The organism is Sporosarcina sp. P26b (assembly GCF_002743245.1).
In the GTDB taxonomy this organism is placed as follows: Bacteria; Bacillota; Bacilli; order Bacillales_A; family Planococcaceae; genus Sporosarcina; species Sporosarcina ureae_C.
Genome location: NZ_PDYW01000007.1, coordinates 80,493 through 100,323, shown reverse-complemented (window position 1 = coordinate 100,323; position 19,831 = coordinate 80,493). Strand labels below are relative to the sequence as shown.

General features: G+C 42.5%; 20 protein-coding genes. 2 read left to right on the top strand and 18 right to left on the bottom strand.

The genetic code is table 11. The features are described from left to right. Positions 1-2 precede the first annotated feature (2 nt). Positions 3-518 carry a YqeG family HAD IIIA-type phosphatase gene (locus CSV69_RS09140; RefSeq protein WP_099625668.1) on the bottom strand — a complete coding sequence of 172 codons (516 nt, stop codon included), beginning with the start codon at positions 516-518 and terminating at the stop codon, positions 3-5. Positions 519-673: 155 nt separating this feature from the next. Here CSV69_RS09140 and sigK point away from each other — a divergent pair, with 155 nt between their 5' ends. Further along, entirely contained in the window at positions 674-1,372 is a 699-nt protein-coding gene (gene sigK, locus CSV69_RS09135) for an RNA polymerase sporulation sigma factor SigK (RefSeq protein WP_085428891.1), read from the top strand. Between the two features lie 220 nt (positions 1,373-1,592). Here the strand turns inward: sigK and mtnN are convergent, their stop codons facing one another. The 15 genes from mtnN to cymR all read right to left on the bottom strand — a co-directional run bounded on the left by mtnN (position 1,593) and on the right by cymR (position 16,357). Continuing rightward, positions 1,593-2,285, bottom strand: a complete 693-nt coding sequence (gene mtnN, locus CSV69_RS09130) for a 5'-methylthioadenosine/S-adenosylhomocysteine nucleosidase (protein ID WP_085428890.1) — start codon at positions 2,283-2,285, stop codon at positions 1,593-1,595. Between the two features lie 71 nt (positions 2,286-2,356). Next, on the bottom strand, positions 2,357-3,094 hold the full coding sequence (locus tag CSV69_RS09125; protein WP_085428889.1) for a DUF1510 family protein: 738 nt from the start codon (positions 3,092-3,094) through the stop codon (positions 2,357-2,359). A gap of 102 nt (positions 3,095-3,196) precedes the next feature. Beyond that, complete coding sequence (greA, locus tag CSV69_RS09120; protein WP_085428888.1) at positions 3,197-3,673, bottom strand: transcription elongation factor GreA; 477 nt, start codon at positions 3,671-3,673, stop codon at positions 3,197-3,199. Between the two features lie 217 nt (positions 3,674-3,890). After that, a complete protein-coding gene (gene udk / locus CSV69_RS09115) occupies positions 3,891-4,526 on the bottom strand; it encodes a uridine kinase (RefSeq protein WP_085428887.1) in 636 nt (211 codons plus the stop codon). Between the two features lie 29 nt (positions 4,527-4,555). Beyond that, positions 4,556-5,191: an O-methyltransferase gene (locus CSV69_RS09110; RefSeq protein WP_085428886.1), complete on the bottom strand. Its 636-nt coding sequence runs from the start codon at positions 5,189-5,191 to the stop codon at positions 4,556-4,558. Between the two features lie 23 nt (positions 5,192-5,214). Then, positions 5,215-6,336: an endolytic transglycosylase MltG gene (mltG, locus tag CSV69_RS09105; RefSeq protein ID WP_085429120.1), complete on the bottom strand. Its 1,122-nt coding sequence runs from the start codon at positions 6,334-6,336 to the stop codon at positions 5,215-5,217. Positions 6,337-6,457: 121 nt separating this feature from the next. Continuing rightward, positions 6,458-6,748: a DUF1292 domain-containing protein gene (locus CSV69_RS09100; RefSeq protein ID WP_085428885.1), complete on the bottom strand. Its 291-nt coding sequence runs from the start codon at positions 6,746-6,748 to the stop codon at positions 6,458-6,460. A 13-nt stretch (positions 6,749-6,761) separates the two neighbouring features. Then, a complete protein-coding gene (gene ruvX, locus CSV69_RS09095) occupies positions 6,762-7,181 on the bottom strand; it encodes a Holliday junction resolvase RuvX (RefSeq protein ID WP_099625665.1) in 420 nt (139 codons plus the stop codon). Continuing rightward, positions 7,178-7,450, bottom strand: a complete 273-nt coding sequence (locus CSV69_RS09090; RefSeq protein ID WP_085428883.1) for an IreB family regulatory phosphoprotein — start codon at positions 7,448-7,450, stop codon at positions 7,178-7,180. Before CSV69_RS09090 ends, ruvX begins: the two co-directional genes overlap by 4 nt. A gap of 128 nt (positions 7,451-7,578) precedes the next feature. Further along, a complete protein-coding gene (gene alaS, locus CSV69_RS09085) occupies positions 7,579-10,212 on the bottom strand; it encodes an alanine--tRNA ligase (protein WP_099693237.1) in 2,634 nt (877 codons plus the stop codon). Between the two features lie 288 nt (positions 10,213-10,500). After that, positions 10,501-12,927 carry an SF1B family DNA helicase RecD2 gene (recD2, locus tag CSV69_RS09080; RefSeq protein WP_099693236.1) on the bottom strand — a complete coding sequence of 809 codons (2,427 nt, stop codon included), beginning with the start codon at positions 12,925-12,927 and terminating at the stop codon, positions 10,501-10,503. Between the two features lie 31 nt (positions 12,928-12,958). Then, a complete protein-coding gene (locus CSV69_RS09075; RefSeq protein WP_085428880.1) occupies positions 12,959-13,624 on the bottom strand; it encodes a tetratricopeptide repeat protein in 666 nt (221 codons plus the stop codon). A gap of 12 nt (positions 13,625-13,636) precedes the next feature. Next, complete coding sequence (gene mnmA, locus CSV69_RS09070; protein ID WP_085428879.1) at positions 13,637-14,755, bottom strand: tRNA 2-thiouridine(34) synthase MnmA; 1,119 nt, start codon at positions 14,753-14,755, stop codon at positions 13,637-13,639. Between the two features lie 21 nt (positions 14,756-14,776). Continuing rightward, positions 14,777-15,925 carry a cysteine desulfurase family protein gene (locus CSV69_RS09065; protein WP_099693235.1) on the bottom strand — a complete coding sequence of 383 codons (1,149 nt, stop codon included), beginning with the start codon at positions 15,923-15,925 and terminating at the stop codon, positions 14,777-14,779. A 12-nt stretch (positions 15,926-15,937) separates the two neighbouring features. Next, on the bottom strand, positions 15,938-16,357 hold the full coding sequence (gene cymR / locus CSV69_RS09060; protein WP_085428877.1) for a cysteine metabolism transcriptional regulator CymR: 420 nt from the start codon (positions 16,355-16,357) through the stop codon (positions 15,938-15,940). 126 nt (positions 16,358-16,483) lie between these two features. On the opposite strand from cymR, the gene CSV69_RS09055 reads away from it, so the two are divergent. Continuing rightward, a complete protein-coding gene (locus CSV69_RS09055; RefSeq protein WP_099625661.1) occupies positions 16,484-17,779 on the top strand; it encodes a replication-associated recombination protein A in 1,296 nt (431 codons plus the stop codon). 65 nt (positions 17,780-17,844) lie between these two features. Here CSV69_RS09055 and CSV69_RS09050 read toward each other — a convergent pair whose 3' ends face one another. Together CSV69_RS09050 and CSV69_RS09045 are read right to left on the bottom strand one after the other, a co-directional pair. Next, positions 17,845-18,645, bottom strand: a complete 801-nt coding sequence (locus CSV69_RS09050) for a DUF6612 family protein (protein WP_085428875.1) — start codon at positions 18,643-18,645, stop codon at positions 17,845-17,847. Between the two features lie 90 nt (positions 18,646-18,735). Beyond that, positions 18,736-19,815, bottom strand: a complete 1,080-nt coding sequence (locus CSV69_RS09045; protein WP_085428874.1) for a branched-chain amino acid aminotransferase — start codon at positions 19,813-19,815, stop codon at positions 18,736-18,738. Positions 19,816-19,831 lie beyond the last annotated feature (16 nt).

The following is a 19,831-nucleotide window of genomic DNA, read 5'->3' as shown; positions in this document are numbered from 1 at the left end:
ATTTAGTCCTCCCACGTAAGTAATCCTTTTCTTCTAAACCTTGCCATAATCCGTCGTTCAATCGCGCGGTTGAACTTCGTGATTGGCGCATCGGAACTTGCCACAGGGACGACCAATATCGTCTGTAACCCCACTCGATTCGCACCCAAGACATCTGTCAATAATTGATCACCAATCATAACGATTTCTTTTTTAGGCAATCCTAACGTAGCCATTGCTTGATAAAATGATCTCTTCAACGGCTTTCGCGCTTCGCAAATATACGGGATGCCTAACGGGTCACAAAAGTGACTAACGCGCTCTATATGGTTATTGGAAACAACTGTAATTTGTAAACCGGCATCGCGCATTGATTTGAACCATGCCATAATATCTTCCGTGGCATCTGCACGATCCCATTCAACGAGTGTATTGTCTAAATCCGTAATGATGCCCTTAATACCATTTTCAATCAGGTCTTCCGGTTTGATCAAAAATACTGATTTAACATATGCGCTCGGTAAAAAACGATTTAACACATTATCCTCTCCGCCCTACAACAAATTCTTGTCTGATTATAACATAGTTGTGTACTATGCACGCACAACTATGTCTGATTTTATCGCTTTTCTTGTCAGTGATAGACCATCCGTTGTTTGCATAGAGTAAACTACCAATAATCGGAGGTGGTCACATGAGCGGGTTTTTCCTGGCCGTCATGCAATTATGGTTAGAGATCCCCGCGCTAATCGGATACATCAGAGGTCAAGCTTTCCTTCGTCCGTTGTCCAAGAAGGAAGAAGCCGAATGCCTGAGACGATTAGCTGAAGGCGATGAAAGTGCACGAGATGAACTTATCGAACACAATATGCGTTTGGTCGCCCATATCGTCAAGAAGTTTCAACCGAAGCATGAACTGCTTGATGATTATATTTCAATCGGGGCGATTGGTCTGATGAAAGCCGTCAATAGCTTTACGCCAGACCGTAAAACAAAGCTTGCTACGTATGCTGCGCGCTGTATCGAAAATGAAATACTTATGTATTTACGAACACAGAAAAAGGTACAAAAAGATGTCTCCCTCTACGAACCAATCGGCATGGATAAAGACGGCCAATCCTTGGAAATCGCAGACCTCCTTCAAACAAACGACATACCTCCACAAACAACCGTAGAACAAAACGAACAAAAAGAGCGGCTATACCGACATTTGAACAAGCTAGATTCACGGGAGCTCGAAATCATCCAAAGACGATACGGCTTGTTAGACGATCAGCCGATGACCCAAAAAGAAATCGCAGAGCAATTAAATATTTCCAGAAGTTATGTTTCACGAATCGAGAAGCGGGCAATCGTCAAATTGTATCAATCGTTCAAGCATGAATATCAATAATACAAAAAGCGTTTCCGATCGTGCAACCTTGGGCCACAGCCCCCGCACACCGGAAACGCTTTAATTTTATTCTTAGTCAGCTTTAACCTCGCGTAAAATAATTAGTGCCAATAGTGCAGTGACGATAAATACTCCACCCATTAAGAATCCCATTGAATGTCCCTCCTCTCAACCAAACGAACTGCTGGTCTGTCTACTTAGTCATTTTATCATAGAACGATCAAAGTTTCGAGATGACACGCAAAACTATCTGTGACGAGTGTTTGGCAGCAAGCGGTAAAAATTCTTCGAAACTGACTGTGGATTCTTTTCCGGCAATATCAGATAGTGCACGGATTACTACACAACGTGTATTGAATTGATAACAAACTTGAGCAACAGCCGCAGCTTCCATTTCTACTGCGATCACTCGTGGAAATCTACTTTTAACTTGTAACACTTTTTCAGGATCATCCATGAAAGTATCAGCTGAAGCGATCGTACCTACACAATGTTCATATGTATCTAATTCAATGACGGCTTCTCTAGCGAAACCAATTAGTGTAGAATCTGAAGGGAAACTTGCAGGAAGTTGTGGTACTTGTCCTAGCTCGTATCCGAATGCGGTTACATCGACATCATGATGCAGGACATAATCCGATATGACAATCGTTCCTACTTCGAGTTCAGGATTTGTTCCACCCGCAGAACCTGTATTCAAGACTACGTCCGGTTTGTAGTTTTGTAGTAGGATTGTTGTTGCCATGGCAGCGTTTACTTTACCAATGCCACTCTTCGTCACAATCACTTGGTGCTTACCTACCTTACCTTCGATAAACTCACAGTTTCCGATCGTTGTAATCTTCCCAAGACCGATTTCTCTGCGCAATATTTCAACTTCTTCCTCCATTGCTCCTACGATTGCTATTTTCATTTATGCCCTCTCCTCTTTTTCACTAACTAGAATGTGCTGCAAAAAAGCAGCACATCGGTAGTTTGATATCCTTACTTCAATACATCCATTTTCACTGGTTTCCAGCCTTGACCGTCAACCCACTCTAGATATACTTTATATTTTTTGGAATTATCTTTACTTCTGACAATACCTTCTGATTTTTGAGGACTTCCTCCATTTTGAATGCGATCAAAATATAACTGATCTTCAGACAGTCCTGTCGCATAGGAGATGGCTTTCTTTTTTTCATTCCAATCGTCGGATTGACCATCGTACTTCGAGACGTGCTCGCCTGTTTGCTTTGTACCTACAGGTTTCCAGTCAGGATTTACAATAGCTTTCTTGCCGGAATCAGAAGAAGTTTCTTTCTTCGGTTGCTCTTTTTTTGGTTGTTCCTTTTTCGGCTGTTCTTTTTTCGGTTCTTCTACTTTAGGTGCTTCCGGTTCTTCCACAACTTCATTTACCACTTCGTTAGTTTCTTCAGGAGCTTGAACTTCAGGCTCTTCCACTTCTGTTGGTTCAGAATCTTCCTTATCAGGCTTGTCCGTATCATCTTCATCATCTAAAACAATAGGTTCAATTGGTGCTGTATCGGACTGAGTAGATTCTTCGGGCTTTTCAATCGCTACTTCATTTTTGTCGTCATCACCTGTTATAAAAATAATAGCAACCACTGCAATCAGAAAAACTACGACGCCTATTGAAATATTCAATGCTCTATTCACTTTGTTTGCTTTACTACCTTGTTTTCTTGATGATCTTGAATACTTTGGACCTTCATCTGGCATTTTTGACGACTCCTTTACTATGAAATGAAACACAAATCCCGTAGTGGGAATTGATCAAAATAAGCAATACCGTCTTCTACAAATAAGAAGACGGTACGTGTGTCACTTTATCTCGAGTATCTCTACTGACATTTCACCGCCGGGAGTTTGAATCCTAACTTTTTCGTCTTTCTTACGACCAATTAATGCTTTTGCAATTGGTGAGTCGTTTGAGATCATACCTTCTAGAGGATTCGCTTCTGCTGATCCTACAATTGTATATGTCTCTTTGTCACCGTCAGGAATTTCTCTGAATGTGACCGTCTTACCTAATTGAACTTCATCCGTATTTAATTCATTTTCAGTAATAATGACTGCATTGCGAATCATTCCTTCAATAGAAGAAATCTTCCCTTCGACAAATGCCTGGTCTTCTTTCGCTGAATCGTACTCGGAGTTTTCCGATAAATCACCGTAACTACGTGCGATTTTGATTCTTTCTACTACTTCCACACGTTTAACCGTTTTCAAATACTCTAATTCTTCTTCTAACTTTGCTTTACCTGCAGCTGTCATTGGAAACTTTTTTTCTGAAACCATTTAATAACACTCCTCAAATTTCTGTTCATAAAAAATACTATGCCACACTAACTTTAATTATGTGACATAGTGGAACTATTTTAGTTTTAACTTTTCTTCTTTTCATTCCTTTTACTCGTCTGAACGAAAAAAAGCCCTTGCATGTCTTGCGCACATCCTCATTTACTTATATAAACAGGCGGATGTTGAATTGATTTAAAATTATGTCATCATCATATTATACTTCATCGACAGATGCAAGAATTGTTTTTATCTTCGTTACCATTAAATCAATCGCAACCGCGTTCTCGCCGCCTTCGGGAATGATTATATTAGCATACTTTTTTGTAGGTTCAATGAATTGATTGTGCATAGGACGAACAACCGTCATATATTGTTCTACGACAGAATCTACCGTCCGTCCACGATCATGGATGTCCCGTAAAATACGACGAATAATTCGTATATCTGAATCGGTATCAACAAACAACTTAATATCCATAAGATCACGCAAACGTTCATCTTCTAAGACTAATATTCCTTCAAGAATGATAACGTCTTGTGACTCTACCACTTCTTTTTCAGTCGCCCGTGTGTGCAAAGTATAATCATATGTCGGCTTTTCGATTGACTGTCTGTTGATCAACTGATGGATATGTTGAATCAGTAAATCTGTATCGAACGCTAGCGGATGATCATAATTCGTTTGTAATCTTTCATTAAATGCCAAATGTGATTGATCTTTATAGTAATCGTCTTGTTCAATGACAACGACTGAATGACCTTGGAATACTTCATGTATCTTTTTGGTGACACTAGTTTTTCCGGATCCTGAACCTCCGGTAATACCGATCACGACAGGTTTTTTCTTCACAACTATTCCCCTTTACGGTCTACTCTTCACTACTTTTTCACGGCTATCAAAATGCCGTCACCTATTGGTAACAATGACGTTTCATACTGTTCATTGCGCATCGCCCAGCTCGTGAATTGCTGCAAATTTCGAATCATTGTTCGGTTACGTTTTGGTATGTCTGCATCTTCCAACAGCACCATACCATGCATAAACATATTATCACAATAAATTACACCTAACGCACCAACAAGAGGACTGTATTTGTCGAAAAACTTTCGATATTGTCCTTTTGCTGCATCTATGAACAGTGCATCAAATGGTTGCTGGTGTAATGTCGTTTCATCCAGTTCCAGTGCATCTGCATGAATGATTGTGATGCGCTCTCGCAATCCGCTACGCTCAATGTTCTCGACTGCTTTCTCATAACGTTCCGTGTCGCGCTCGACTGTATAAATGATTGCGTCCGGAAACGCTTTTGCTAATCGAATAGCCGAATAGCCGATGGCACTTCCGATTTCGAGTATACGCTTAGGTTGCTGGATTTTCAGCAACCCGATCAACGTATAAAGACCTGCATCATCCATGATTGGCACACGGTGTTCTTCAGCGAAGCGTTCCATTTCAAGGATGAGCGGCTCTTTTCCTTCTGCAAAGCGGCTAATGTACGCAGTGTAGTCCGTCATATACACTTCCCCTTTACAACGTATTATTTATACTGGCTATCAATAAATTCGGCTTTGTTTTTCAAGTGTTCTTCATACGTTTTGGCATAGTGATTGTTACCGTCTTTATCTGCTAGGAAGAATAGATATCCTGTTTTAGACGGTTCAACTGTCGCCTGTAAGGAAGCTGTTCCAGCATTTGCAATCGGGCCGGGCGGTAATCCTTTATTTTTATACGTATTATAGACATTGTCCACTTTTAGATCTTCGTTCATCACGCGGGCTTTGTGTTCGCCTAGTGCATATAGAACGGTTGGATCGGTCTGCAATGGCATACCTTGTGCAATGCGGTTATTGAAGATACTCGCAATCGTTTGACGATCCGTTTCGCCTGTTGCTTCTTTTTCCAACAATGAAGCAAATGTCAGCATTTTATGGACTGAACGACTTTTCTTCAGTTCTTCATCTTCTGGTGCCCAGTAGGCTTTATACGGAATGACGTTCTGTACAGTCGCATCTACCATCGTATCCACAACTTCTTTTACAGTCGGTTTTTCTTCATAGAATGGATAAGTAGCTGGGAATAAATAACCTTCTAGAGCATAGCGGATATTTTCATTTAGAATTTCATCCGTTATCACTTCTGGATACTTCGTCATATATTCTGCAATGACCTGTTCGTCCGTCACGTACTTCATAAACTGTTCTGAAGTAATTGTCGTCTTTTCACTCGTTTTTTCTGCAATTTGATCAAGTGTTAAACCTTCCGGAATCACAAGCGTAAATGCTGGCGTGCGGTAGACTACACCTGTTTTTAGACTCTCGATTAATTCATCAGGCGTCATAGACTGTGACAAGCCATATGTTCCTGCTTGGAAATCTGCTTCGTTATTTACTTTTGCGTAGTATTTAAAGATCCGTGCACTTTTAATAATACCCGACTTTTCCAGTTTTTCAGAAATTGTATCCAAACCTGAACCTATTGGAATTTCTACTTCTATTACTTTTTCCGAATCCGGATCAACGGGTTGCAACGCGCCTTTTATGTATGTATAGACTGAAAAGCCTCCTACTATCCCTACAACCAATACAATCGCAACAATCCAAAGTACTATTTTTCTAACGGTTCTCACTTCTTCCTTTTGCTCCAACATTCGTTCAAACATGACATGTTTTTTTCTTTGGGGCTCTTTTTCCACAAGCCTCACCTCTTCTTCCGCTATGGATCAATTAACTAAAAAAGACGGAACGGTCAGCACCATTCCGCCCGTCACATACTATTATCGTTTACTCGTCTTCTTCTTCAAGGAATGTGTTCAAAACTTCTTCGATCATATCCCATTCTTCATCGGACTCAATTTCAAGAAGTGAACCACCATCTTGTCCTTCTTCAGTCGGAATGAATGCGGACGCGTGGATTTCAACTTCCTCGTCATCGTCTCTCTCTTCGCCGTCTAAAATATGATACAGGACGTATGATCTTTCATATTCTTTTGAATCAAATGTTAAAATTACTTCACATACGTGCTCTTCGCCGTTCTCATCTACGATTGTCATGTTCTCTTGTCCGTGTTCCATTGTGTAATCACCTCTAAATTTTTTGTGAATCTAAATATCCTTGCAAAATCATAACTGCTGCCATTTTGTCTATGACTTCTTTACGTTTTTTTCGACTCACATCGGCATCGATTAAAACGCGTTCTGCAGCCATAGTCGTTAATCTTTCATCCCATAATACAACAGGTAAACCGAACTTTTCTCGCAATTTCTCTGCGTACTGTTCGGAAGCTTCGCCGCGGGGCCCAATGGTATTATTCATATTCTTCGGGTACCCGACGACAAATTTTGTCACTTCGTATTCTTCTATTAGCTGTTTGACTCGTTTCATCCCGAAAGAACCTACCGCCTCATCAATTTTGATCGTTTCGATTCCTTGGGCTGTCCAACCGAGACTGTCACTTATCGCAATGCCGACTGTTTTTGAGCCGACATCCAATCCCATAGTTCTCATTCGGATTTGCCTCTATTCTCCCGAATGTAGAACTTGACTAATTCTTCTAGAATTTCATCTCGTTCCAGTTTCCGAATCAGACTACGAGCGTCTTCGTGGCGTGGAATATAGGCTGGATCTCCAGATAGTAAATAGCCGACCATCTGATTAATCGGGTTGTACCCTTTTTCTTCTAATGATTTGTAAACGTGGAGCATGACTGATTTGACTTCTTCCTCCATTGACTCCTCAGGAAAGTTGAACTTCATCGTTTCATCTGATGAACTCATACTCGACACCCCGCTTTCCGATTTCCATTTATGTGTATAACGAATTAACTTCTTACTATAAAAAGGTCGTATAGATTAAACATCGTACATCTTATCTATTTCCCTAACATAATCGCTCTACATAATGGTTAAACAGATTTTACATAATCATACACGGATTGAAGCGCATCATCAAGTTTTGACACATCTTTTGCTCCAGCCATTGCCATGTCTGGGCGACCGCCACCTTTTCCGCCACAGAGAGATGCAACGTGGTTGACGATTTTTCCTGCGTGGTAGTTGCTACCTTTTAAATCGTCGGTAACTCCTGCTGCCAACATGACTTTTCCATCCGTTACTGTACCAAGTACAATGACGCCTTTGGAAGTTTTTTGTTTCATTTCATCGATTAATTGACGTAAACCGTTGTTGTCTTTCACTTCTACATTTGCAGAAATGACTGTGACGTCTTCGATCTGCTGAGCTGTTTCCATGACGCTTGTCAATTGACTGTTGCCCATCTTCGCTTGCAGTGATTCATTTTCTCGCTGAAGTTCTTTAAAGTCTGCGAGAATCGATTCAACTTTTGTGACGACCGTTTTTGGAGTTGCTTTAGCCGTTGTTGCTATTTGATCAATGACCGCTTGATCTTCTTTGAATGAACGGAAAGCTTGTCCACCCGTAAATGCTTCGATGCGTCGAGTACCCGCGCCGATTCCGCCTTCAGAAACGATTTTGAATACGTTTATATCGGACGTATTGCGAACGTGGCATCCTCCACATAGCTCGATTGAGTAATCTCCAACTTTGACGACGCGTACGATATCACCGTATTTCTCGCCGAACAATGCCATCGCACCCATTTCTTTTGCTTCAGCTATCGGTGATACTAATGTGTTCACTGGCGTACCTGCCCAAATTTGTTCATTGACTTGGAATTCGATGCGCTCTAGTTCTTCTTTTGTAACTTGTCCAAAATGGGAGAAGTCAAAGCGAAGACGATCCGGGCCAACATATGATCCTGCTTGATTGACGTGTTCACCAAGAACATCTTTTAACACACGATGTAATAAGTGTGTAGCTGTATGATTCTTCACTGTCAAATTGCGAGAGAACTCGTCTACTTTAGCAACGACTGCTACTCCTTCATTCAATTCACCTGAACTGATGAAAACGGTATGCAAGTTCTGTCCATTAGGCGCTTTTTTGACATCACGAACTTCTGCCGTGAACGACTCGTTTGAGATCGTGCCTTTATCCGCTACTTGACCGCCACTTTCTGCATAAAACGGTGTCTGATCCAAAATAATTTGTACCGTTTCACCTTCAGATGCATGTGCGATACGTTGACCGTCTTGCACAAGTACACTGACGATCGCATTCGTTTCTAGTTGACTATAGCCAATGAACTCACTTGCCTCATGCACTTCACCAAGCACGCCGGATTGAACATGCATGGAGTCAGACGTTACACGCGCAGCACGTGCACGATTTCGTTGTGCAGCCATTTCTTCGTCAAACCCGATACGATCAACTGCCACATTTTCTTCTAGAGCAAATTCCTCTGTTAGTTCAAACGGGAAACCATATGTGTCATAAAGTTTGAACGCGTCGCTGCCTGAAACGATTGGCAAATCTGAAGCTTTTGCTTTTTCAATGATTGTCGTTAAGATCGCCATTCCGTCATGCAATGTTTCGTGGAAACGATCTTCTTCGTTTTTCACGACTTTCATAATGAATGCTTGTTTATCATGGACTTCTGGGTAGAAGTCTTTCATGATATCTCCGACAATCGGTACGAGCATGTACATGAATGGCTTATCGATGCCTAATTGTTTCGCGAAACGAACCGCTCTTCTCAATAGACGACGCAGCACATATCCACGGCCTTCATTGGACGGAAGTGCGCCGTCACCGATTGCGAAGGCTACGGTACGGATGTGATCTGAGATGACTTTAAACGCAATATCCGCTTGCGTCGTTTCACCATATTTTCTGCCTGATACATTTTCAACCGCTTCAATAATCGGTAAGAACAAATCTGTATCGAAGTTTGTAGGTACATCTTGAATTACGGATGCCATACGCTCGAGACCCATTCCTGTATCGATGTTTTTCTTTGGAAGCGGTGTATACGTGTGATCAGGATTATGATTGAACTCAGAGAATACTAAGTTCCAGATTTCTAAATAGCGTTCATTTTCTCCACCTGGATATAATTCTGGATCTGAGAAATCGTCACCGTAACTAGGTCCGCGATCATAGAAGATTTCAGAGTTCGGACCACTTGGACCTTCGCCGATATCCCAGAAGTTTCCTTCAAGACGAATGATACGCTCTACTGGAATGCCAATTTGATCTTTCCAAATAGTGTATGCTTCTTCATCTTCTGGATGGATAGTTACAGATAAAAGTTCCGGATCAAAACCGATCCACTGTTCATTAGTCAGGAAGTCCCACGCACGGATGATAGCTTCTTCTTTGAAATAATCACCTATTGAAAAGTTGCCAAGCATTTCAAAGAACGTATGGTGGCGCGCTGTGTAGCCGACGTTTTCAATGTCGTTTGTACGAATCGATTTTTGCGCATTTGCAATCCGTGGGTTCTCAGGAATTACTCTTCCATCAAAATACTTTTTCAATGTTGCGACTCCACTGTTGATCCATAATAGTGATGCGTCATCAACTGGTACTAATGCAGCTGATGGTTCTACATTATGTCCGTGCTCTTTAAAATAGTCTAAAAACATTTGGCGGATTTCAGCTGCCGTAAGTTTCTTCATCGTTTTACTCCTCCTAAAATTAAAAAAACTCCCCCCCTTGTATAAAGGGGCGAAGGTTTCATTGATCGCGGTACCACCCTAATTACCGCATGAAGCGGTATCTCGAGTTGCCTTAACGCGGCAAGACGGCAGGGATTAGCCTGCAACTTCGGAATAGCGTTCGCCGTAGATCTGAGAGAGCCTTTTCAGCCAAGAAGCTCTTTTCTTTTGCACAGAATAAACAGGTACTTGTTCCTTCAACGTTTTTCATTATTTCTAAACGAATTATAGGAAAGTTCTCTCGCTTTGTCAATCAGTCACTTCAAGAAAGTCGAGTGGTGATACATTGTTCATACCTATGAGCGGATCAATTGCAGTGAAATTTTCCATCGTTAACTTCGCGTGCGACATATCTTGTGGTTCAGCCGTCACTTTTGCAGGTGCTGTATCGAGTGAGATCGTTTCTGCTGTTTGTGTTGTCTGAACTTCTTGTGTTTCCCCAGTTATGCGTTCTTGAAGTGTCGTCTGTCGCTCGGTTTCGTCGGTGCGCGCAATGCCTGCTTTAAATTCTTCTGCTTCACCGCAAAGTATTAAGAAGTTCTTTGCACGCGTAATCCCGGTGTACAGCAGATTACGACGTAACATTTTCCGCTGACTTCTGACGATCGGCATGACAACGATTGGAAATTCGCTACCTTGGGATTTATGAATAGAACAACAATACGCAAGTGTCAGCTGATTCAAGTCGCTTCGCTCGTATTGCACTTCATTGCCGTCGTACGAAACGACCATGATCGCTTTTTTGTCAGTCGTTTCTTTCGCTAGCATGATCGCAACGACTTCTCCCATATCCCCATTGAAAACATTACTTTCCGGTTGATTGACGAGTTGCAGAACTTTATCCCCGACACGATACGTCGTTTCTCCGAAAACCATTTCTTTTCTTCCCTCAGCAGGTGGATTCGTCACTTCTTGTATCATCTTATTCAAACCATCTATGCCTGCTGGACCTTTGTACATCGGTGCTAGCACTTGAATGTCTTTAATGGAATGCCCTTTTGATGTGGCGTTTTGAATGATTTGTTTAACTGCAGGCAAAATTTGTTCACTCGACGCTTTAATAAACGACCGATCCGACGTCTTCTTTGTAACATCCATCGTCCATTCTTTTTGCTTGATCATATGGGCCATTTCGATGATGGTTGAGCCTTCACTTTGCCGGAAAATATCGGTCAGTTCAACGACCGGAATTTTTCCTGACTGCATGAAGTCATGCAACACTTGACCAGGTCCTACAGAAGGTAGTTGATCCTGATCTCCAACGAATAATAACTGTGCATCATTGCGGACAGCTTTTAACAGCTGATGCATGAGCCACGTATCGACCATGGACGTTTCGTCAATGATGATGAGATTGCCATCCACTTCCCGCTCCGTCTCTTCTTCGGCGTCCTGACCCGTAAATCCGAGTAGGCGGTGGATCGTCATGGCAGGTAATCCGGTTGATTCGGACATCCGTTTCGCTGCGCGTCCGGTAGGGGCTGCCAAGATGATCGGAAACGGTTCTTTTTTACGTGCATATTCGTCGAGGTCAAGTGAGATACCATGCAGTTCTGCGTACGCCTCAACTAAACCTCTTATGACAGTTGTCTTACCTGTCCCGGGTCCCCCTGTTAGCACGAGTAATGAAGAATGAAGGGCGCGTTCAATCGCTTCTACTTGCGTTTCGGCATACTGTACTTCCAAACGTTCCTCTATTTCACCAATAGCTTTTCGTATTTCAGAAGCGGGAAATTGTTCCGCGACTTCATTTTCGAGAATTTTATTGACTTTAGCGGCAATCCCAATTTCCGAAAAATAAAGAGAGGGTAAATAGAGTCGCTGCATTTCAGCAGACAGTGTGCCTTCTTCGACGAGTTCAATCACGGCTTGGGTGATCGATTCGTACGAGATAATATGTGCCTGACTCGATTCAAGTAGCTGCTTCGCTTGCGGCAAGATCACCTCTGACTCTACGTAGACATGTCCTGCTGACTGTACTTCACTATGTACGCTGTAATAAACAGCTGCTTTAATACGCGCAGGATGATCTCCTACGAGCCCGAGTTGCTTCGCGAGATCATCTGCACGTTGAAAGCCGATCCCTTCAATTTCTTTAATTAAACGATATGGATTTTCCGTCAGAATCGTGATGGCATCATCTTGATACGCTTGGTATATACGCATAGCCACTTGCGGACCGAAGCCCCATTCATTGAGTTGCACCATAGTACGTTCAAGACCTAGATTCTCCTGCAAGACTGAAACGAGCGTATCTTTCCGTTCGTCACTCAAACGCGGAATCTGATCCAGTACACTGCGGTCTTCAAGGACTTTCTGGATGACGTTATTGCCGAGTGTCTTCACGATATCACTAGCTGTTTTCTTCCCGATTCCAGGAAATAAATCACCAGATAAGTACAGGATCAGACCCGCCTCTGTCGCAGGCAACTCTTTTGAGAATGTCTGCACGTCGAACTGCTGTCCATGTACTGGATGGTTAACGAGTCGTCCTGTGAATTTGTAATCTTCTTCCGCGACGAGAGGAGGGAAAGAGCCTTTGATCACTATTTCACTGTCGCGGTAATCAGTATTGGTGGAAGTGACTTTTAACTTGACGATGGAAAATAGATTCGTCGTATTATGGAAAATCGTCACGACCGGCCTACCGATTAAATATGGTGCTGTTTCACTCATCGAAGGGTTCCCTCCTTTTTCTACAAATATATTACTCGCCTTGTTCTCCAAGCTTGATCATATCGAATAAATAACGCGCTTGTGTATGGTCTGGTTCAGCAATGAAAGCTTGTTCCAAATGAGACAATGCAGTCGCTTTATCTTCCGTGGAAACTGCGTACAATACACCTAAATTATAGTGAGTATCCGCATGATCTGGTGTGACTGCTAAAATAGCTTCGAATACAGGCTTTGCTTCTTTAAACAACTCCAATTTCGCTAATAAAATCCCGTAGGACAATGCGATTTCTTGATCGTCTTGATTCAGCTCTACCGCACGCTGTAAGTACGGCAATGCTAAACGGTCATTACCTGCTTGCTCCATACTTTTACCGAGCATGAAATACGCATCGGCAGAGTCCAATCCTGTATTGATCGCTTTTTCATATAATTTTGCTGCCTCTTCAAAGCGTTCTTGATTGTAATATAGATTCGCCAGTCCATAAAAAGCCGTTCCTGCATTCTCGTCAAGCGTTAATGCTTTTTGGAAAAACGGTTCCGCCTGCTCAGCATCTCCAAGCGACGCAAAAATATTTCCGATATTAATATAGCCTGTAGGCTCTTCTGGATTTTCTTCTACCGCTTTCATGAAAAGCTCGATCGCTTTCTCATAATTGCCTTCTTGCATTTCTTTAATCGCATTTTGATGAATCGACATGCTATTGCCTCCTTATCCTACGTATGTCAGTTTCTTGCCGTCTTTAAATACTTCATTGATTGTTCCGCCACCTAGGCACTCATCACCGTCATACAGCACGACAGCTTGTCCTGGCGTGACTGCACGAACAGGCTCATCAAACGTCACGATGGCTTCGTCACCAGACAACTGCACCGTTACTTTAGTGTCCGGTTGACGATAACGGAACTTAGCTGTACAAGTGAATGTCTCCGGTAATTCTTTCGGTGAACAAATATTCATATCCGTTGCTTGTAAACTCGTTGAAAATAGTGTGTCGTGATAGAAGCCTTGTTCAACTAGCAACACATTGCGCTCCAAGTCTTTACCGACCGCAAACCAAGGTTCTCCAGCTCCGCCAATTCCTAGACCATGACGTTGCCCAATTGTATGGTACATGAGTCCGTCGTGCTTGCCCATCTTCACTCCGTCCATCGTCTGCATCTCGCCTGGACGTGCAGGTAAGTACTCCCCGAGGAATTCTTTGAAATTACGCTCGCCGATGAAACAGATTCCTGTTGAATCTTTTTTCTTCGCTGTTGCGAGTCCTGCTTGTTCTGCGATTTCACGGACTTCACTTTTCTCCATATGACCTAGAGGGAACATTACTTGCTGTAGTTGCTCTTGCGTCAATTGATTCAGGAAGTATGTTTGATCTTTATTATTGTCTACACCACGGAGCATCGCTACACCGTTTTCGCGTTCTACGACTTGTGCATAATGTCCGGTCGCCAAATAATCGGCACCTAGACTTTTTGCGTGTTCGAGGAATGCTTTGAATTTGATTTCTTTATTACACATGACGTCTGGATTCGGTGTGCGACCTTTTTTATATTCATCCAAGAAATACGTAAATACTTTATCCCAATATTGCTTTTCAAAATTCACAGAGTAATACGGAATGCCGATCTGATCACAAACACTGCGTACGTCTTCAAAATCTTCTGTCGCGGTACAATGTCCGGATTCGTCGGTGTCATCCCAGTTTTTCATAAAGATTCCGATCACTTCATAGCCTTGCTGTTTTAAGAGTAATGCCGCAACCGAAGAGTCCACTCCGCCTGACATTCCAATGACTACACGTGTATCGGCAGGTGCTTTTTTCGTTGTCATATTGTTCATCCTTTACTGAATTCATTTCACTAGTCGTTTGACTACTTTTGCGATTCGATTGGCTGCTTCTTCTATAATAGATTCATCTAAGTCATAGCCGAAACTGATGCGGATCGAGTTTCTAGCTTTATCTGATTCCGTGCCAAACATAGCCGTTACGACATGTGACGGTTCAAATGATCCTGCAGTACAAGCAGAACCACTTGATACGGCTACCCCTTCTAAATCCAAGCTCATCAAAAACGTCTCCACATCGGTACCCGGAAACGATACATGATAAATATGTGGTAAAGATTCTACTGCGTGGGGAATAGTCGGTTGGAAATCGATTTGATTTGTTTCAAAGACATCCGCCATTTTTTGTTTATACATAGAATACGTTGTTTGCTTTTCTAGTTTCGTTTGCTCAGCAATCGAGACTGCTTCTGCAAATGCAAGTATAGCTGGCACATTTTCAGTACCTGCGCGACGTTTTTTCTCTTGTGACCCGCCGAGTACTTGGCTCGACAACAACTTGCCATTTCGTTGATACAGGAAACCGACCCCTTTAGGTCCATTCACTTTATGAGCTGAAACTGATAAGAAATCGACTTGCAGTTCTTCGACGTCCAGTTGGCATGTACCGTAAGCTTGCACTGCGTCTGTGTGAAAAGCAGCCGGATGTGTAGAGAGCAACTCGCCGATTTCTGCAATCGGTTGAATCGTTCCTACTTCATTGTTACCGAACATAACGGACACTAAAATGGTTTCATCTGTTAACGCATCTTGAACTTGTTGTGCTGTAATGACCCCATTTCGGTCGGGTGATAGATACGTCACTTTATAGCCTTGTGACTCCAGTTGTTTACAAGGGTTTAATACCGCGTGATGTTCAATTTCTGTCGTAATAATATGTTTGCCGTCTGTATTCAACGACTGTACGTACCCAAAAATCGCCAAATTATCCGCTTCTGTACCTCCAGAAGTAATAATGATTTCATTCGGGGATGCATGGATTGAAGAAGCTAGCGTTTTACGTGCTTCTTCTAGCACTTTCTTTGCGTGTCGGCCAAATTGATGCGTACTTGAAGGATTACCATATGTATCATGTAGCGCAGTAGTAAATCTCTCCAATACAGCTGGATGCATCGGTGTCGTAGCGGCATAGTCTAAATATATAGCTGGTTTCATAACTAAACTCCTTTAAATATAGAACATGTATTCATCAGCAGTCGACGTATCTTCAAATTCAATTAAGTCTCTAATCGTCGTATGATCCAATACCCCTCGGATGGCGTCTCCGATTCGTTTCCATAGTTCGCGTTGCGGAATATCATCGTCATCGAGTCCTTCGACTAATTGGATCGGCCCTTCAAGCAAACGAATGACGTCCCCTGCCATAATCTCGGATGGATCTTTTGCGAGTTTATAGCCACCGTAGGCACCGCGAACACTTTTCACCATTCCGCTGTTGCGTAAAGGCGGGATCAGTTGTTCCAGATATGCTTCAGAGAGATTTTGTTCTTCTGCGATTTTACGCAAAGGCACAGGACCCTCTCCATATTTCCGTCCTAATTCTACTATTACTGTAAGTCCGTATCGTCCTTTGGTGGATATTTTCATTGGGCATCGTCCTTTACTAAAATTGCTGAAATCAGTATAGCATAATTGTATCACTGGTTCTTGCAAATGACTTCACTAATGTTTTACGGTATAATGAAAGAACAAACGTACGCTAGGAGGATGTACATGCATAATGAACCTTTGGCTTTTCGTATGCGGCCTGAGACGATTGATGAAGTGATCGGACAAGACCACGTCATCGGCAAAAATACTCCCTTATATCGGATGATCAAGAACGGGCATGTCCCTTCTCTTTTATTATATGGTGAACCAGGTATCGGAAAAACGTCGTTAGCCTACGCAATTGCGGGTACTTCGAAACTTCCTTTCATTGCGCTGAATGCGACTGTGGCGGGCAAGAAAGATGTAGAAGATGTAGTGAAAGAAGCCCGGATGACAGGTAAAGTATTGCTATTTTTAGATGAAATTCATCGTTTCAATAAATTGCAACAAGATACACTGCTTCCTCACGTAGAAAGCGGTTCGATCGTCTTGATTGGTGCGACAACGGAAAACCCATTCCACGATGTCAATCCCGCTATTCGTTCGCGCTGCGGGGAAATCGTCCAATTGAAACGATTGCAGCCAAAAGATTTACTGGAATTACTCGAGCGTACGTTGAAAGACGAGAAAAAAGGACTCGGTAAGGAAACAATCGACATCACTACAGAACAACTGGAGAAAATCTCAGAAGGCGTGAATGGGGATGCACGAAAAGCTTTAACGTTTCTCGAATCATTACTTGCTGCTAGTGACGAAGAAGACGGCAAGATTATTATAGAAGATGCATTGCTCGCACAATTATTAACTAGAATTAGTTTACTAGGTGATAAAAAGGGATCGCATCACTTTAATTTATTATCCGCTTTACAAAAAAGTGTACGCGGAAGTGATGTCGATGCGGCGCTTTATTATTTGGCACAATTACTTGAAATCGGCGACTTGACTGCTGTTACTAGACGTATGCTCGTCATGAGTTATGAAGATATTGGATTGGCAGCGCCGGAAGTTGGGAGCCGAGTTCTCGCGGCTACAGATGCCGCACAGCGTCTCGGCATGCCTGAAGCACGCATTCCACTTGCAACAGCCATTATAGAGATGTGTTTAGCTTCGAAGTCAAACTCTGCTTATAAAGCGATCGATGCTGCCACGAAAACATTGCATGAAAAACCAACCGGTGAAATCCCCATGCATTTACGCGACACACACTACAGCGGATCTGCTGCACTCGGTCATGGTGGCTATGTTTATCCACACGCAACACCAGTTGGCACATTCGGTGGGTGGACAGACCAACAATACTTGCCTGACAGCTTAGTACATTCTAAGTTCTACACCCCTGTAGAAGCAGGTGACGAAACAAGAATGGCGGCCATTCACAAACGTCTTCAATCATTCAAGGGAAAAAAGAATCCACGTTAGGGATATAGCTCGAAACGACAAAAACCCACGCCAACCTGTAGTAGGTCAGCGTGGATTTTTTTATCTTACTCGAACATCGCTGCATCTTTCGGTGTGGAAATCGCATCGATATCATTAAAATAACTATACTTTGCATCGAGTTTTTGTTTATAACGGATATAATCTCGCTCGAAATAACTTGTGACATTTGCTGACATCTTCATCCCTGTGACAAACATCGTCTTTTCATTAACCGTTAGCTCCACGTCGAGCTTCTCCACTACAGGAAATCCTCCATGCGTATGGACAAATTTCTCAGGTTGCGGACTATTCACGGATACGATTTCCATCAACTGACGATAATCAGCAGGCGATAAAGAAAACTGTATAGCATAGCCGTAATCAATCTTTTCTAGTTCTGCGTCATGCAGAAACGGTTCTAATAGCGAGAAGTCCATTACTGGAGAGACGAACGGCACCCACACACCGAGCAATTCTGCACGCTGCGCTTCTGTTAACTCTAGCCATTCGCTTTTCTCTTCTTCAAATGTCTCTTGCATAGCCAATTGAGTACCTTGGCGGAATAATTGAATGTTTTTCGCGCCTTGTTTTGGAATTTTCCAGACGACTTCCTCTGAACTCTTCAGTGGATTCTGTTCAATATCCGCCTGTATTTGTACATTTTTGCTTGTACGTTTTGCAGGATCGGATGTGACGCTACTTTCATCATACGCGATATTGGCATGAACTGATTGCAACTCTTCCATCGCTTGTTCTGCTTTCTTCATTAAATCTTCCGCACTCGACGGGGCAGAAGACGTTTTTCCGCATCCTGTCACTGTAAATAGCAGTACTGCCAGGAATAGAACGATCAAACTTTTGTTCATCAGGAAACTCCCCTTCAATCAAAACTATTAACAGTGTACTTCACAGCAACGCAGTTGTCACGGACCATTCCACCTTATTTGTGAGGAAACTTAGTCTACTGGCACGACCCAGTTAAACGGATCTTCCACTTTGCCTGTCTGAATGCCTGTAATCGTCTCGTATAACTTCAATGAAAGCTCACCGATTTCATTATGATTGATCTCGCATTTTTCCCCTTCAAAGAACAGTTCACCTATTGGAGAAATAACAGCGGCCGTTCCTGTACCGAATGCTTCTTCCAATGTGCCTGCTCGATTAGCTTCCATAATTTCCTCGATCGACACTTTGCGTTCTGTTACTGGGATATCCCAATCTATCAATAATTCGATAACTGACTTACGCGTAATACCTTCTAAAATACTACCGTTAAGGCTTGGTGTAATGATTTCGCCATCGATCTTGAAGAATACGTTCATCGCTCCTACTTCTTCGATATAGCGATGTTCTTTCGCATCTAGCCATAGCACTTGCGAATATCCTTCTGCTTCTGCTACTTCCTGCGCTTTCATCGCGCCCGCATAGTTACCAGCCGTTTTCGCAGAGCCTGTACCACCTACTGCCGCACGAACATACTGTGACTCCACGGCAATTTTAACAGGATTGACTCCTTCTTTATAATACGGTCCTACTGGAGATAAAATAATCATGAGACGATACGTTTTAGAAGGGGCTACTCCTAAATACGGCTGTGTCGCGAAAATGAATGGTCGCACATAAAGTGATGTTCCTGGTCTGTCCGGAATCCAGTCTTTATCAAGAGAAATTAACTCTTTCAGTGCACTTAACACAAATTTCTCGTCGAACATCGGCATGCATAATCTATCATTTGAACGATTCAAACGTTTCATGTTTTCCTCTGGACGGAATAAAACTACTTCTTTGTCTTCATTCAAATAGGCTTTTAATCCTTCGAAAACAGTTTGTCCATAATGCAAGACGATAGCGGCTGGGTCCAGTAGAAACGGCTTGTATGGCTCAATACGTGGATCATGCCATCCCGTTCCATCTGTATAATCCATCACAAACATATGATCAGTAAAAATTGTTCCGAAAGCAAGTGGATCATCTGCTGCCGGCTTGTCTTTTGGTGCGGTAGTTTCATAGTGTAAAATGTTTTTTTCAGTTGACATAAATAAACCCTCCTAC

Bases quoted from the DNA above. Each gene is read 5' to 3' on its own strand.
- sigK (WP_085428891.1), top strand. From the start codon at position 674: ATGAGCGGGTTTTTCCTGGCCGTCATGCAATTATGGTTAGAGATCCCC.
- mtnN (WP_085428890.1), bottom strand. From the start codon at position 2,285: ATGAAAATAGCAATCGTAGGAGCAATGGAGGAAGAAGTTGAAATATTG.
- CSV69_RS09125 (WP_085428889.1), bottom strand. From the start codon at position 3,094: ATGCCAGATGAAGGTCCAAAGTATTCAAGATCATCAAGAAAACAAGGT.
- greA (WP_085428888.1), bottom strand. From the start codon at position 3,673: ATGGTTTCAGAAAAAAAGTTTCCAATGACAGCTGCAGGTAAAGCAAAG.
- CSV69_RS09110 (WP_085428886.1), bottom strand. From the start codon at position 5,191: ATGACGGACTACACTGCGTACATTAGCCGCTTTGCAGAAGGAAAAGAG.
- mltG (WP_085429120.1), bottom strand. From the start codon at position 6,336: ATGTTTGAACGAATGTTGGAGCAAAAGGAAGAAGTGAGAACCGTTAGA.
- CSV69_RS09100 (WP_085428885.1), bottom strand. From the start codon at position 6,748: ATGGAACACGGACAAGAGAACATGACAATCGTAGATGAGAACGGCGAA.
- ruvX (WP_099625665.1), bottom strand. From the start codon at position 7,181: ATGAGAACTATGGGATTGGATGTCGGCTCAAAAACAGTCGGCATTGCG.
- CSV69_RS09090 (WP_085428883.1), bottom strand. From the start codon at position 7,450: ATGAGTTCATCAGATGAAACGATGAAGTTCAACTTTCCTGAGGAGTCA.
- alaS (WP_099693237.1), bottom strand. From the start codon at position 10,212: ATGAAGAAACTTACGGCAGCTGAAATCCGCCAAATGTTTTTAGACTAT.
- recD2 (WP_099693236.1), bottom strand. From the start codon at position 12,927: ATGAGTGAAACAGCACCATATTTAATCGGTAGGCCGGTCGTGACGATT.
- CSV69_RS09075 (WP_085428880.1), bottom strand. From the start codon at position 13,624: ATGTCGATTCATCAAAATGCGATTAAAGAAATGCAAGAAGGCAATTAT.
- mnmA (WP_085428879.1), bottom strand. From the start codon at position 14,755: ATGACAACGAAAAAAGCACCTGCCGATACACGTGTAGTCATTGGAATG.
- CSV69_RS09065 (WP_099693235.1), bottom strand. From the start codon at position 15,925: ATGAAACCAGCTATATATTTAGACTATGCCGCTACGACACCGATGCAT.
- cymR (WP_085428877.1), bottom strand. From the start codon at position 16,357: ATGAAAATATCCACCAAAGGACGATACGGACTTACAGTAATAGTAGAA.
- CSV69_RS09055 (WP_099625661.1), top strand. From the start codon at position 16,484: ATGCATAATGAACCTTTGGCTTTTCGTATGCGGCCTGAGACGATTGAT.
- CSV69_RS09050 (WP_085428875.1), bottom strand. From the start codon at position 18,645: ATGAACAAAAGTTTGATCGTTCTATTCCTGGCAGTACTGCTATTTACA.
- CSV69_RS09045 (WP_085428874.1), bottom strand. From the start codon at position 19,815: ATGTCAACTGAAAAAAACATTTTACACTATGAAACTACCGCACCAAAA.